The sequence below is a fragment of the Petrachloros mirabilis genome, from assembly GCF_975968855.1.
Genome location: NZ_CDLUDY010000237.1, coordinates 1 through 12,155, shown reverse-complemented (window position 1 = coordinate 12,155; position 12,155 = coordinate 1). Strand labels below are relative to the sequence as shown.

Annotated in this window: 16 protein-coding genes; 7 read left to right on the top strand and 9 right to left on the bottom strand. The window is 56.9% G+C overall.

All coding sequences use genetic code 11. From position 1 onward, the window contains the following. The first annotated feature begins 151 nt into the window (after positions 1–151). Positions 152–286: a hypothetical protein gene (locus tag ACWVCN_RS09915; RefSeq protein WP_455245473.1), complete on the top strand. Its 135-nt coding sequence runs from the start codon at positions 152–154 to the stop codon at positions 284–286. A gap of 18 nt (positions 287–304) precedes the next feature. Here the strand turns inward: ACWVCN_RS09915 and dnaJ are convergent, their stop codons facing one another. From dnaJ to ACWVCN_RS09890, 5 genes are all read right to left on the bottom strand, one after another. Continuing rightward, complete coding sequence (dnaJ, locus tag ACWVCN_RS09910) at positions 305–1,441, bottom strand: molecular chaperone DnaJ (protein WP_455245472.1); 1,137 nt, start codon at positions 1,439–1,441, stop codon at positions 305–307. Positions 1,442–1,623: 182 nt separating this feature from the next. Continuing rightward, positions 1,624–2,085: a YbhB/YbcL family Raf kinase inhibitor-like protein gene (locus tag ACWVCN_RS09905; RefSeq protein WP_455245470.1), complete on the bottom strand. Its 462-nt coding sequence runs from the start codon at positions 2,083–2,085 to the stop codon at positions 1,624–1,626. A gap of 80 nt (positions 2,086–2,165) precedes the next feature. After that, the gene (locus ACWVCN_RS09900; protein ID WP_455245469.1) at positions 2,166–2,369 is read right to left on the bottom strand and encodes a dodecin family protein; all 204 of its coding nucleotides are present in this window, start codon (positions 2,367–2,369) and stop codon (positions 2,166–2,168) included. Between the two features lie 66 nt (positions 2,370–2,435). Further along, positions 2,436–3,125, bottom strand: coding sequence for a phosphoribosyltransferase (locus tag ACWVCN_RS09895; protein ID WP_455245468.1), 690 nt, complete (start codon positions 3,123–3,125; stop codon positions 2,436–2,438). Further along, positions 3,122–3,682 (bottom strand): Slp family lipoprotein, encoded by a 561-nt coding sequence (locus ACWVCN_RS09890; protein WP_455245466.1) that lies wholly within the window; start codon positions 3,680–3,682, stop codon positions 3,122–3,124. Before ACWVCN_RS09890 ends, ACWVCN_RS09895 begins: the two co-directional genes overlap by 4 nt. A 245-nt stretch (positions 3,683–3,927) precedes the next feature. Here ACWVCN_RS09890 and ACWVCN_RS09885 point away from each other — a divergent pair, with 245 nt between their 5' ends. Continuing rightward, complete coding sequence (locus ACWVCN_RS09885; protein ID WP_455245465.1) at positions 3,928–4,869, top strand: M28 family peptidase; 942 nt, start codon at positions 3,928–3,930, stop codon at positions 4,867–4,869. Between the two features lie 45 nt (positions 4,870–4,914). On the opposite strand, the gene ACWVCN_RS09880 is transcribed toward ACWVCN_RS09885, so the two are convergent. The 4 genes from ACWVCN_RS09880 to ACWVCN_RS09865 all read right to left on the bottom strand — a co-directional run bounded on the left by ACWVCN_RS09880 (position 4,915) and on the right by ACWVCN_RS09865 (position 7,922). Next, the gene (locus ACWVCN_RS09880) at positions 4,915–5,571 is read right to left on the bottom strand and encodes a DUF2238 domain-containing protein (protein WP_455245464.1); all 657 of its coding nucleotides are present in this window, start codon (positions 5,569–5,571) and stop codon (positions 4,915–4,917) included. Between the two features lie 4 nt (positions 5,572–5,575). Next, entirely contained in the window at positions 5,576–6,220 is a 645-nt protein-coding gene (locus ACWVCN_RS09875; protein WP_455245463.1) for a DUF2238 domain-containing protein, read from the bottom strand. Between the two features lie 346 nt (positions 6,221–6,566). After that, complete coding sequence (locus ACWVCN_RS09870) at positions 6,567–7,070, bottom strand: Hsp20/alpha crystallin family protein (RefSeq protein ID WP_455245462.1); 504 nt, start codon at positions 7,068–7,070, stop codon at positions 6,567–6,569. Between the two features lie 111 nt (positions 7,071–7,181). Further along, entirely contained in the window at positions 7,182–7,922 is a 741-nt protein-coding gene (locus ACWVCN_RS09865) for a BON domain-containing protein (protein WP_455245461.1), read from the bottom strand. Positions 7,923–8,430: 508 nt separating this feature from the next. Between ACWVCN_RS09865 and rtcA the strand changes: the two genes are divergently transcribed. From rtcA to ACWVCN_RS09840, 5 genes are all read left to right on the top strand, one after another. Further along, on the top strand, positions 8,431–9,516 hold the full coding sequence (rtcA, locus tag ACWVCN_RS09860) for an RNA 3'-terminal phosphate cyclase (RefSeq protein WP_455245459.1): 1,086 nt from the start codon (positions 8,431–8,433) through the stop codon (positions 9,514–9,516). Then, entirely contained in the window at positions 9,509–10,024 is a 516-nt protein-coding gene (locus ACWVCN_RS09855; RefSeq protein WP_455245458.1) for a Mut7-C RNAse domain-containing protein, read from the top strand. Before rtcA ends, ACWVCN_RS09855 begins: the two co-directional genes overlap by 8 nt. Continuing rightward, positions 10,021–10,710, top strand: coding sequence for a deoxyribonuclease V (gene nfi, locus ACWVCN_RS09850; protein WP_455245456.1), 690 nt, complete (start codon positions 10,021–10,023; stop codon positions 10,708–10,710). Before ACWVCN_RS09855 ends, nfi begins: the two co-directional genes overlap by 4 nt. 16 nt (positions 10,711–10,726) lie before the next feature. After that, positions 10,727–11,404 carry a DUF1614 domain-containing protein gene (locus tag ACWVCN_RS09845; RefSeq protein WP_455245455.1) on the top strand — a complete coding sequence of 226 codons (678 nt, stop codon included), beginning with the start codon at positions 10,727–10,729 and terminating at the stop codon, positions 11,402–11,404. A 238-nt stretch (positions 11,405–11,642) separates the two neighbouring features. Then, on the top strand, positions 11,643–12,155 hold a 513-nt coding region (locus ACWVCN_RS09840), incomplete at its 3' end, for a hypothetical protein (RefSeq protein WP_455245454.1).

The following is a 12,155-nucleotide window of genomic DNA, read 5'->3' as shown; positions in this document are numbered from 1 at the left end:
CCTCATAGATTGATGCCTAACTCCCCAGCGGACGATCTATCCCTGCCGCAAAACGCCACGTTCGGCTTTTGTGAGACAATAAGAGGCCGAGAACTAGTTGGTTCCCGGCACACCTGATGCAGCTGTCGGATAAGTAGACAGGTCCGTCATCATGAACACACCTCTACTCGATGTTCGCGGTCTTACATTCGAGGCTGATGGATACCCGATACTGAATCGGCTTGATCTAACCGTCGAACGTGGTGAGATCCATGCCCTCCTCGGGGCCAATGGGATTCTCCGGTAAAGGGAGCGTGAACTGCGTTTACTCCCGTGACCGAGCACCGGAGCCTTGATCCCGCATCCTCACCTCTTGCAAGTCGGCAAGTTCCTGAATCAAAGCTCGCTCGCGTTCCGTCAGATCCGTCGGCGTCCGCACCTCAACGACCACGAACAGATCGCCCTTACCTTTTCCTCCGACCTTGGGCATCCCCTTCCCGATCAAGCGCAACGCAGTCCCGCTCTGAGTTCCAGCCGGAACCGTGATCTGAAGAGTTTCTCCGTCCAGACCCTGAACGCGCAACTTTTTCCCCAACGATGCATCGGGAAACGTCACGGCCCGGACCATATACAGGTTGTCGCTGTGGCGCTCGAACACGGGATGAGGTCTGACATGCGGACGAATCAGCAAATCGCCAGGAGGCCCGCCATTCGCATTGGTCTCCCCCTGACCTGACAGCCGGATCATCATCCCGTCGTCTATTCCAGGCGGAATCCGGACTTTCAACCTGTGTGGAACAAATTGATACCCATTACCCTGACAGTGTGAACAAGGTGACTCGATGATGTGCCCGCGCCCCCCGCAGCGCGCACAGTTCGTCAGAGTTACGAGCCGCATGTCTTTCTTCGTCTTCACCTCTTGCTTCTGCCCGCTTCCTTTGCAAGCCGGACAGGAGAGTGGTTTCGTACCCGCTTTAGCTCCGCTCCCGCCACAGGGCGCACACTTTTCTGATCGCGTGATGTGGATCTCCCGATCGCCGCCGTGCGCAGCCTCCTCGAGCGTCAAGTCCAAGTCGTATCGGAGATCCACCCCCCTCGTCGATTCGGTCCCTGGCCTCATACGGCGGCCGAAGAAATCTCCGAATATCCCGGAAAGATCCCCGAATCGCCCGCCGAAGAAATCCCCGAACTGGAAATCTCGCATCAGATCATCCGTCGACCACCGCTCACTAACGCCGGCATGACCCGTCGTGTCGTATTCCTTTCGCTTCGTCTCGTCGGAAAGAACGGCGTAGGCTTCCGCAAGTTCACGGAACTTCGCCGCAGCTCCTGGATCCTTGTTCTTGTCCGGATGGTACTGGAGGGCTAATCGCCGGTAGGCATGCTTGATCTGGTCGCGAGTCGCATTACGATCTACTCCCAGTATTTCATAGTAGTCTCTCTTGGTTTCAGCGGCCGGCACCGATGACTCCTACTTCTAGAGAGCAGAACCGATCCTCGCACTTATATAAGCGTTGCCCGGCGGGTGCCAGATTTAGCCTCGGTTGAGGCGGAGGTCAAGGTAGACCGAAGATTCGACCGGCTTCATCGCAGCATTAGCCTGAATCCTCTCCTTCTAGCGCAGATGGAATTCTGAACAGCCTCCTAGCGGCCATATCGAGCCATGAGTTGAGCTTCCGCGAGAATATGGCCCTTGCACGCATCCAATACCTGCGCCTTCGTCGCCCGAGGTTTCAGATCAATCACCTTGTCCAGAGCATATAGCTTGAACAAATAGCGGTGAGGCATTCCCGGCGGCGGGCAGGGTCCTCCATAACCAACGCGCTTGAAATCGTTCATACCCTGCAAGGCGCCATCGAGCACCTGTTCATCGGTTGGAACGCCCTCGGAAAGCCCTCGCAGATCCAGCGGCACATTGTAGATGACCCAATGTACCCAGGTACCGGCGGGCGCATCTGGATCGTCCGCGATGATGACATAACTGCGCGTGCCTGCCGGCGGCACACTCCAGTGCAATGGAGGCGACACATCCCTCCCTGCACAGGTGTATTGCTGCGGAATGGTTTCGCCCTCCTTAAAGGCCGAGCTTATCAGGATGAAATTCATCCCACCATGACCTCTTTGAACAAAAGAGCCTTCCTCGGGAGCAATCGTGTCACCCTCCCGATGGCCACGGAGCGTCGGGCCTAATCTTTGAGAATAAAGGTGACCATGAGCCCGACATGGTATTCCGTGATCTTGCCGTTATCCACTACGACTTTCTGGTCTTTCACCCACGCGCTTTTCACGTTTTGCAACGTTTTGCTCGCGCGCGCGACTCCGACTGCGACGGCATCTTCAAAACTCTTCGGCGAAGCGGCAATAATCTCGGTGACTTTGGCAACAGACATGGCATCCTCCTTTGTGAATAACGGTTGATCGCGTGCATTCGGCACGGTTGCCGGAACGATGGCTTCTCATGCTGACTTTCCTGCATTGGTCGATAGGGCTGCGCGAGCGTTGTCCAAACATGCCACGACTTCCTCATCCTCTATCTGCGGGAATCGTTCATAGAACTGTCCGATCCCGAAGAACCATTCCGATGTGTGCAAGACGACGACTTCGTCGACAAGGGCTTTCAATTCCGTAACGATCCTGGGCGGAGCGACCGGAATTGCTGCCACCACACGAACCGTCTCCGATTTGGTGACCGCATCGAGCGAGGCATAAAAGGTCGCCCCTGTTGCAATACCGTCGTCGACGAGAATCACTGTCTGCCCTTTCAAAGCGGTAAGGGACCGTCCGCCACGATACCGTTCAATTCTCCGGCGGATTTCGCTCTTCTGACAGAGTATCTCTTCGTCCAACTCTGCTTTTGTCACGTTGTATTGCCGAACCACATCCGGATTCATGTGGACATAACCGGTTTCGGCAACAGCGCCCATGGCCAATTCGGGATTTGACGGAGTTCCCAGCTTTCTGGTGATCAGCACATCCAACGGAAGATGCAACGAAAGACTGATGTCATAACCCACGACTACGCCGCCCCGCGGCAAAGCAATCACCAGCGTATCCTTCGCACTTCGATATCGGAGCAGCTCCTGTGCTAACCGCTGACCGGCATCATGACGATCCTTGAAGAGAGCAAAGTCGCTTTTCGGTATCATCGTTTCTCCACCGGCCATGCTATCCAATATGGAGGAGGCCCCCAGTACGGTCCCCAATAGGGCCCCCAGTAGGCGCCGAAGTAAGGGTACGGACGGATCCAATACGTCGGCAGTTTGGGAGGCCACACCGTCAATGAGGCGATTTCGAGCGTCGGGTACACGTATTCGATCTCGTCCAATTGCAATGTCATTGAACCGCTCACTTCACCGACCACCGTCACCCGCGTTCCAAACGGGATCGTCGCTGGATCCAGGAATTCTTTGTGCAGGGCAAGGAATCTTCCTTTCGAGTCCGTCAATCGACTGACGGGTCCGTCATCGCTATTGAGCGGCAACTGCAGGATTTCAATCCTTGTCCCGTCCTGACTGAGCGGCTTGGCAGAAAGCACCATTCCTCCCACTATGATGAGCTTCCCCTTGTAGGTGAGCGGTGAGGCCTTCACCTGCTCAAACGTCACACTCCGATCGACTTTTTCCTTCAGGTCCGGAGGAACCACCGGGATACCGGCGCAGCCAATCATCCATAAGCCGATCGCGACTGCGAGAAAAGCTTTCATCCGTCACTCGCCTGTCCGGAAGCCGTTTAAAATTCATGTTCAGCAAGACAAGTGCCCAGCGTGCGGTCGGCTGTGCAAACGGAAACCTCGCTGTCATCAGATGAAGTTAGGAAGGCAGGCCGGATTAATACCTTGTTCCGCTGAGGGAGAATGCCACAGTCCTCCCGACATACTGCGGCATGGAGGGGCAGTCTCACGCTGCGCTGGATCCCGCTATTGTGCGACAATGGTCCAGCATGATTCGGATGCCGAGTGACAAATTCAGAGGCCCCCTCCCTCCCCTCACTGAAGCACAGAGCGCATTGAAGCATGAACTCCTCACTCACGTTCAACAGCTCGCCGGTCGAATCGGCGAACGAAATCTCTTCCGCTATAAGCAGCTCGTCGCCGCGGCTGATTACATCCGTGCCGTACTCGCCGGCTCAGGCTATGACGTCCGTCGACACCGCTATGAAGTGGCAGGCTCCACTTGTGAAAATCTTGAAGTGGAGGTGCGGGGAACGAACAGGCCTCAAGACATCCTCCTGATCGGTGCCCACTACGACTCCGTGCAAGGTTGTCCAGGCGCAAATGACAATGCGACCGGCGTCGCGGCCACGCTTCCCCTGGCGCGAGCCATAGCGAAGGCCAGACCTTCCTGCACGTTGCGGTTCGTAACCTTCACAAACGAGGAGCCGCCATACTTTCAGAGTCGATACATGGGGAGCCGGATTTATGCCCGGGAGAGGCGTGAGAGGGGTGAGCGAATCTTCCTCATGTTGAGCTTGGAAACGATCGGTTACTACTCCGACGAACCGAAGAGTCAGGACTATCCCTTCCCGTTCGGTTTGTTTTATCCCTCCACGGGAAACTTCATTGCCTTCGTGAGCAACATTGAGAACGCGCCATGGGTCAAACACCTCCTGACGACCTTCCGCAAACATGCGCGGTTTCCATCGGAGGGCGGAGCACTATGGGAATGGATTCCCGGTGTTTCGTGGTCGGACCATTGGTCGTTCTGGGAAGAAGGCTATCCAGCCGTAATGGTGACTGACACCGCGCTCAATCGCTATCCTCATTACCATACCGCGGCCGACACACCGGATAAGATCGATTTTTCCCGCATGGCCCGCGTCGTGTCCGGCCTCCACGATGTCGTTCTGGACCTTGCCGAAACTCCGCCGCAGCAGGTTGACAGACGAACGTGACGGGTTGAGAGGCGGCCAGGAAATTTTGTGGAGCTCCTGATAAATTTAGTCCTTGGCACCGGCGGGATCAGGCTCTTGGCTCCTGGAAGTCGTCCTGATGAAGATGCTGCCGAGAATCGACCCGCCGAATGCCGCCGCCATATCCTTTTGCGCATCCCATTCATCCCCTTGAGTTCCGAGATACAGACTTCCCAATTCAGGGCTGACGATCACCGCCACCACCGCCTCAATGATTTCAAACAGGCCGCTGAGCGCGAGAATCATGGCGACGGGAAGATAAAAGGACCACTGCCCACGCACCCCCGACAGACGCAACAACAATTCTCGAACCGGGTAGACCATGAGGGCACCGTAGGCGAAGTGCGCGATCCGGTCGAAGGGATTTCGGCTAAGCGCCAAAAGGTCTTTCAGCCAAAAACCGGACGGCACCTCCGCATAGGTGTAATGCGCCCCGATCGCATGAAGCCCCAGGAACAGGACTATTAGGACATACGAGGTCGTAGAGAATTTGAATCGCCGGTAGGTCGACACGAGGATGAAGATAAGCGTCAGGGCAAGCAGATTTTCCAGCACCCAATCACGACGATCGACCGGATCGATGGCCAACCAGCTCCAGAGCAGCCCGTACAAGAGAAGGAGCACAAAGAGCCGGCGGGTGTAATTGAGTTTCACCCCGCGTTGCTCTGGCACATCCGCCATCATCGAATTAAGATTCCGAGATGACGCGCTCGGGTTCCATCGTAGGCTCAGGTGTTCTAACCATTCGTCCGGTCGCCAACAACGTCATGCAGAGCAAGGCCCCGTAGAGGGCGATGGCCATGTCTTTCTGGGCGTCCCAGATATCACCCTGAGAACCCAAATAGGTGATGCCCAGTTCGGGATGAACAGCGCTCGCCACCCATGATTCGAGAATTTCCCAAAGACCGCTCAAGCCAAGAACCGTCATGACAGGCAGGTAGTACAGCAGCCACCCTCGCACACCAGCGCCCACGCGAAACAGCTCTTCCATCGGATAGGCGAGCAAGAACCCGAAACTGAAATGAACGATCCGGTCGAAATGATTCCGATTCAGGTCCAACGCCCGTTGCATCCATTCCCCGGCCGGGACACCGGCGTAGGTGTAGTGGGCACCGATCGTGTGCAGTGTCAGAAACAACGTAATGAAGACATACGATGCGCGGGACAAGGGGAAACGTCGATGGCTCACGACCAACAGCACGACGAACAGCGTGGGGAGTATGCTCGAAAGGAGCCAGAATTGTGGATCGGCCGGTGCACGGGCGGTCCAGATCGACACCGCCACATACCAGAACAACAGACCAAATAAAACACGCTTATCCCGTTGAGGCATTGTTTCTCCTTGTCATTTGGGGAAGCCGGCATTCAACCGGCAGTCTGACAGCGGGATACTCTACTGGAAGATCGGAAGGGCTAGCAACCAGACCGCATTCCCTCAAACTTTTGAGATCGATGAGCTTAAGAGGAGCTCTGCTGTGGAGGACTCAGCACGCTGACGAGTGGAGGAGCAGAATCTGGCCGATGCTCGGCAAGCGCTTTTGCATGGCGCGGCACCTCGAAATCGGCCGCCCTAGGGGTTGGGGGGTGGCAGGCCATCAGCATGAGCGCCACCCCCTGTATCATTGCGAGGCCTATCAGTACCCGTTTCCTCATAGGCTGCGCGCTTTCACGACCTCGGATCAGTCGATCTTCACCGAGACGGATTTCTTCTTCGCCTCTTCGGTCTTCGACATCCTGACTTCCAACACACCGTCCTTGAAGTTCGCCTTGATCTGGTCGCCCTTGACTTCGCTGGGCAACTCGACACTCCGCACAAACGACCCGTACGAACGTTCTCTCCGGTAGTAATCCTTTTCTTTGACTTCTTCCTCTTTCTTTTTCTCGCCCTTGATCGTCACCACGTTCTCCATCACGGTCACTTCAATCTCATCCTTGTTCATGCCGGGCAGGTCCGCCTTCACCACGATTTCGTCCTTTTCCTCAAAGACGTCCAGCGAGGGGCTTTTCAGCGGGAATCCGGGAAACGGCCAGCGCTCGCCGAGCACGGGGCTTGGAAACGGGCGACGCCAGAAATCTTCCGTCAGCCGGTCGAACCAGCGGTCAAACTCACCCCACCGCGGCATGACCTCCGCGCCTTTCTTGGCGGCGACTTCTTTGGACTCTTTGCCCTTCCCCTTTGCCATGATCACTCCTCCTTGTTTTAGGTTTTCATTTCGAGGGGGCCAGGAACCGTTCGCGGGTAGAGCCCCCATACGGTGCTGCGCACGAACGGTTCCTGGCCCCTTCCTGTTTCCTTACGGCCGAACCTCCAGTCGGTTGATCACCCTGTCGACTCCGAAGACGTACCAAGCATCGAACTCTGCCATTTCCCTCTGCGGAGTTGAAGGCACCTCGCCTTCCAGGGTTGCCACGGATTGTTTCACTTCCACATGAATTCGATCACCGTTGACGAAGGGATCTTTCTTCAATACGATCCGGACGGCTTTCGCGAGTTCTTCGTCCGAGTCCGGTTGCTCGGCAATGACCTCCATGCCGTTAATCACGTCCCGGCTACCAGGCACCCACCAGGCCAAGACACCAGCCAACCGTTTCTGGGTGAGGCTCAACACATGGTCGTCAAGCAGGACAACTCCCTCCCTCACTGACACTCGGATAACTCCGTGAGGCTTGTCCGAGACCTCTCGAACCGTTTTTGGCTGCCCTTTACGAATCACGCAAATCGAACAATTCATCAACGTCGGTTCTTGGAGCAGCACGTCGCGCACCGCGTCCAAAATCGCACCATCCCCCATACGGGCGGCCGGTGCGACGTGCAGACGATCTACGATTCCGCTCACTCCAGGAACGCGGATCGCCAATTCCATGCTCAGCTTCTTCGCCGCGACGTGCTCGACCTCACCTTCCAGGGTGAGTACATCGCCGGCAAACTCCATGGTGACGGGATACTTGTGCAGATTGACCCGTGGTTCCCGCTCTAACGCTGCACGAACCTCTTTTAGAACCCGATCCTGTAATGACGCCTCAGAAGCTTTCACACCCTCACCAGACGATCGACGGAAAAGACTTTTCTGTTCACTCCAACAGCAACCGCAGTGCCAACGACAACCGTTACGCAAAATCGTTGATGATTCGAGTTATATGGCGATTATTGATGCTCTCGCTGAGGGGTAGCAGTCTAATGATGTGGGGATTAACTCCCCAGATAAACCGGTCTTTCGTGCTGCAAAAAGCCACGATCGAACTGGACTATTGAGGGCAGACTCGAATACGCATGACCTAGAAATAATGGCGAGGCCGGCGACCGATCCTCGAGCAGAAGGTTCAACAGCTGATAGGTGACATGTAAGAGAAATGGGCCGTCTCGGAAATGGGTAGAACGTGGCACTTGGCGACGAGATCCAGTACAACGCGAGGAACATATCCCCCACTGGGCCACTCACTCGCCCGGAGATTCTCCCTTGCGGTAGCCGACGTTTCACCCTTATACAAGGATTTGACACGATCCCGCAGGATGAGGAACCGCTTAGAAACTTTGGTGTATCGATGCTCAAGATCGACGGTTCTCGCTTCTCAGGTAGCGGCACGATCGTGCGGCAAGCCGTCGCCTTCTCGGCCTTGACCGGCCAAGCTATCCATATGGTCCATGCCCGGGCCAAACGAGACAAACCCGGCCTTCGCCCGCAACACATCCGTGTCGTTGAAGCGATTGCCGAACTAGTCAACGGGCACGCCGAAGGGCTCGCGTCGGGCTCGCAGGAATTCACGTTCCGTCCTGGCTCGTTGAAGACGGGACGCCACTATTGTTGGGATATCGGCTCCGCCGGCTCGACGACGATGCTGGCCCTGGGCATCCTGCCGGTACTGGCGTTCGCAGGATCGCGGGTCACGGCCGAATTGCGTGGCGGTCTCTTCCAGGATTTTGCCCCCTCGGCTTTTCATCTCCAGCATGTGCTTCTTCCAATCCTGGAAAGAATGAACCTGCATTCTGAAGTTGAGATCGTGCGTCCCGGCTATGTCCCTCGCGGTGAGGGAATACTCCGAGTCACCGTAAATCCCCTTCGCGAGCCCTTTCAAGCCATCACACAAGAGGTAACGGGTCCGATCACACGTATTTGGGGCATTGCACTCTCATCGCATCTCGAAAAACGACGCGTGAGCCGGCGCATGGCGGAATCGGCGCGAGACGCGCTCGCCAAGGCCGGTCTTCAAGCCGATATCGACATCCGCGACGATGCCGACTCACTGCAGCCAGGCGCAGCGCTCGCGCTCTTTGCCGACCGCGGAGACACGGTACGATTGGGAGCCGATCAGGCCGGAGCATTGCGAAGGAGCGCGGAGTCGATCGGCAAGCGCGTTGCGAAACAATTGATCGAAGATCTTAAATCCAGTGCCACGCTGGACCGATTTGCTTCCGACCAAATCATTCCATTCGCCGCCTTAGCGAAAGGCGAAAGCCGGTTCGTCATTCCGACCGTCACCGACCATGTGATGACGAGCGCCTGGCTGGCCGAATTATTTCTCGGTGCGCAGGTAAGGATCGACGACAAGCGGATGATCATCAAGGGAGTCGGATTCTCACCGCATGAAACTCCCGGTTCGGGCACACAGAGGCCGTCTTCTAATGAATGACCCGCCGCCGGTTCGCGAACCAGTCAGACGCTTCATGGCCGACGCGATGCTGGGACGTCTCGCCCGCTGGCTGCGCATTCTTGGCTACGACACGGCCTATGAAAAGGTCATTGACGATAACGATTTGATCAACCGAGCGATCGGAGAGGACCGCTGGCTTCTCACGCGCGACGGCTATCTGGCGCAACGCAAGGTGCTACGTGGGCGACATACGTTGATCGAACGTGATGACCTTGATGGCCAGTTACGGCAACTTCATGACGAACTTGCTGTTCGCCTTGATTTGGACGAGAGGAGATCCTTCCGTTGCGCCGACTGCAATGCCATACTCCGTCCGATCACCAAAGAGGCTGCGGCTAGATTTGTTCCACCATTCGTCGCGCAGTATTACCATGATTTCCTGCAATGCGATGGCTGCCCCCGCGTCTGTTGGCCCGGCACGCATTGGGAATCCATGAAACACCGCCTTGCTCTCATCCGTGGCGGAGAGACTAGCGCCGAACGATGAAAATCTTTCAGTTCCATCCATGGAACGTCACACCACAGCAGGCTGTCCGGATTCAGGAGGAACTCCGCGGCAACGTCCTGTCGAGTGGCCGGATCCCACGCCCGACACTCGTCGCGGGAGCAGATGCGGCGTTCGATCGTGAAAACAGTCGAGTATTCGCCGCGGTGATCGTGCTGTCGTTTCCCGATCTGGAACCGGTCGAGACGGTGATCCACCGCGATCGCGTCACATTTCCTTATGTCCCCGGCCTGCTGTCATTCAGGGAAGCTCCGGCCCTCCTTCGCGCATTCGCTCAACTTCGGCACGATCCCGGCGTCATCTTTATTGACGGTCACGGAATGTCACACCCGCGAGCCGCAGGCATTGCCTCTCACATCGGCATCTGCCTGAACAAACCGACAATCGGCTGTGCCAAATCACTCTTGGTCGGTACGTATCGAGCACCGGGCCTCTTGCGTGGGGGCACCTCGGCGCTTCGCGATTCACACGGCCGTGTCATCGGAACGGTCGTTCGGACCCGCGATCGCGTCAGGCCGATCTTTATTTCGGTCGGGCACCGGATCGGCCTCGCCCAGGCTGTTCGTCTCACGCTTGCGTGCGAGAAGGGATATCGGATACCAGAACCAACAAGAATCGCAGATCACTTGGCAGAACTTGCCAAACGCAACGCCATGAGTGTTCGATGAGGAGCACAACTTCACGATGAAAATTCCCGCTGTCCTCCCACTGCTGCTCTTTCTCCTCCTCCTGGCAATGCTCCCTTTCATCTTCGGGCAGCTGTTCGCTTCGGCCCTCATCAAACTCAAACTTGACACGATGGCGGCCTTGCTCATCGTCATCGGAATTTTCGCAGGAAGCCCCATCAATATCCCGGTGAAACGGATCCCCAGAACGGAATCGATGCTCGCAGACCCGCTGGCTGTATTCGGACTGCCGGGCCGTTGGCCATCGGTTCTCCGCGTGCGCCGAGAAACCATCATCGCCGTCAACGTCGGGGGCTGCCTCATCCCCGTTGGCCTCGCACTGTATGAAACTGGCCACCTGATTCTTGCAGGATCGCACGCGGTTCTGGGTCTCGCTCTCGCAGTCCTCATCAACACCATCGCCTGCTACTGGATGGCACAGCCGATCGAAGGCGTCGGCATCGCCATGCCGGGACTCTTTCCTGCGCTGATCGCCGCCATGAGCGCTCTGTTATTGGCTCCGGACCACGCGCCCCCGGTCGCCTTCGTCGCCGGGGTACTCGGGCCGTTGATCGGCGCAGACCTGCTTCATCTGCGCGACATCTCGAAAATCTCCACCGGCATCGCCAGCATCGGCGGCGCCGGCACCTTCGACGGAATCGTACTCTCCGGCATCGTCGCGGCGTATCTGGCGTGAGCAGCAGCTCTACTGTTTCCCCAATAAAATGAGGCAATTTTCTTTCCGCCCGGCGAAGCGGATTTCCCCATCAGCCCTCACACGACTGAGGAACAAGGCCACACTCAGTGCTTTGCCGCCTTGCTCCACGGAGAAAACCTTCAACATATCGCCACCCTGTCTTTGGTGCCCGATCACCATAAAAAGGCACGTTCATTGCTCACATTTCATCTGATAGAGGCAAGAAGGACTGATCACGATGTCGTATGTTGGCGTGAATATCGGCGCCCTCACGGTGAAGGTGGCCGCCCTGCGTGGTGAGGACCGAAGCGCAACTGTAGTCGCTCATCAAGGCCGCCCCCTGGAGATACTCGACGAAATCCTCGCCCGGCCCGAGTTCGCCGATGCGGAATACTTCGGTGTCTCCGGCCAGCTCGGTCATATTTCAGAGGTGGCTGCGGTTCAGCGGGCGCTCCGCGAAGTAAACAGGTCGTTTGATGCGGTCGCCTCTCTCGGCGGCGAGTCCTTCCTCGTCTACCTCATGATGGACGGCCGTATCACCAATGTGGTGTCCCACAATAAATGCGCCGCAGGAAGCGGCGAATTTTTTGTTCAACAGATCGGCCGGATGGGGCTAGGCATGGAGGAAGCCATCCAACGGTCCTTCAGCGGCAAGGTCGTGCCGCTGGCGTCACGCTGCTCGGTACACTGCAAATCGGACATCACCCACAAGCTGAACCGCAACGAGGCGACGCCCGAAGATATCCTCCAT

Bases quoted from the DNA above. Each gene is read 5' to 3' on its own strand.
- ACWVCN_RS09915 (WP_455245473.1), top strand. From the start codon at position 152: ATGAACACACCTCTACTCGATGTTCGCGGTCTTACATTCGAGGCTGAT.
- ACWVCN_RS09905 (WP_455245470.1), bottom strand. From the start codon at position 2,085: ATGAATTTCATCCTGATAAGCTCGGCCTTTAAGGAGGGCGAAACCATT.
- ACWVCN_RS09900 (WP_455245469.1), bottom strand. From the start codon at position 2,369: ATGTCTGTTGCCAAAGTCACCGAGATTATTGCCGCTTCGCCGAAGAGT.
- ACWVCN_RS09895 (WP_455245468.1), bottom strand. From the start codon at position 3,125: ATGATACCGAAAAGCGACTTTGCTCTCTTCAAGGATCGTCATGATGCC.
- ACWVCN_RS09890 (WP_455245466.1), bottom strand. From the start codon at position 3,682: ATGAAAGCTTTTCTCGCAGTCGCGATCGGCTTATGGATGATTGGCTGC.
- ACWVCN_RS09885 (WP_455245465.1), top strand. From the start codon at position 3,928: ATGCCGAGTGACAAATTCAGAGGCCCCCTCCCTCCCCTCACTGAAGCA.
- ACWVCN_RS09880 (WP_455245464.1), bottom strand. From the start codon at position 5,571: ATGATGGCGGATGTGCCAGAGCAACGCGGGGTGAAACTCAATTACACC.
- ACWVCN_RS09875 (WP_455245463.1), bottom strand. From the start codon at position 6,220: ATGCCTCAACGGGATAAGCGTGTTTTATTTGGTCTGTTGTTCTGGTAT.
- ACWVCN_RS09870 (WP_455245462.1), bottom strand. From the start codon at position 7,070: ATGGCAAAGGGGAAGGGCAAAGAGTCCAAAGAAGTCGCCGCCAAGAAA.
- rtcA (WP_455245459.1), top strand. From the start codon at position 8,431: ATGCTCAAGATCGACGGTTCTCGCTTCTCAGGTAGCGGCACGATCGTG.
- ACWVCN_RS09855 (WP_455245458.1), top strand. From the start codon at position 9,509: ATGAATGACCCGCCGCCGGTTCGCGAACCAGTCAGACGCTTCATGGCC.
- nfi (WP_455245456.1), top strand. From the start codon at position 10,021: ATGAAAATCTTTCAGTTCCATCCATGGAACGTCACACCACAGCAGGCT.
- ACWVCN_RS09845 (WP_455245455.1), top strand. From the start codon at position 10,727: ATGAAAATTCCCGCTGTCCTCCCACTGCTGCTCTTTCTCCTCCTCCTG.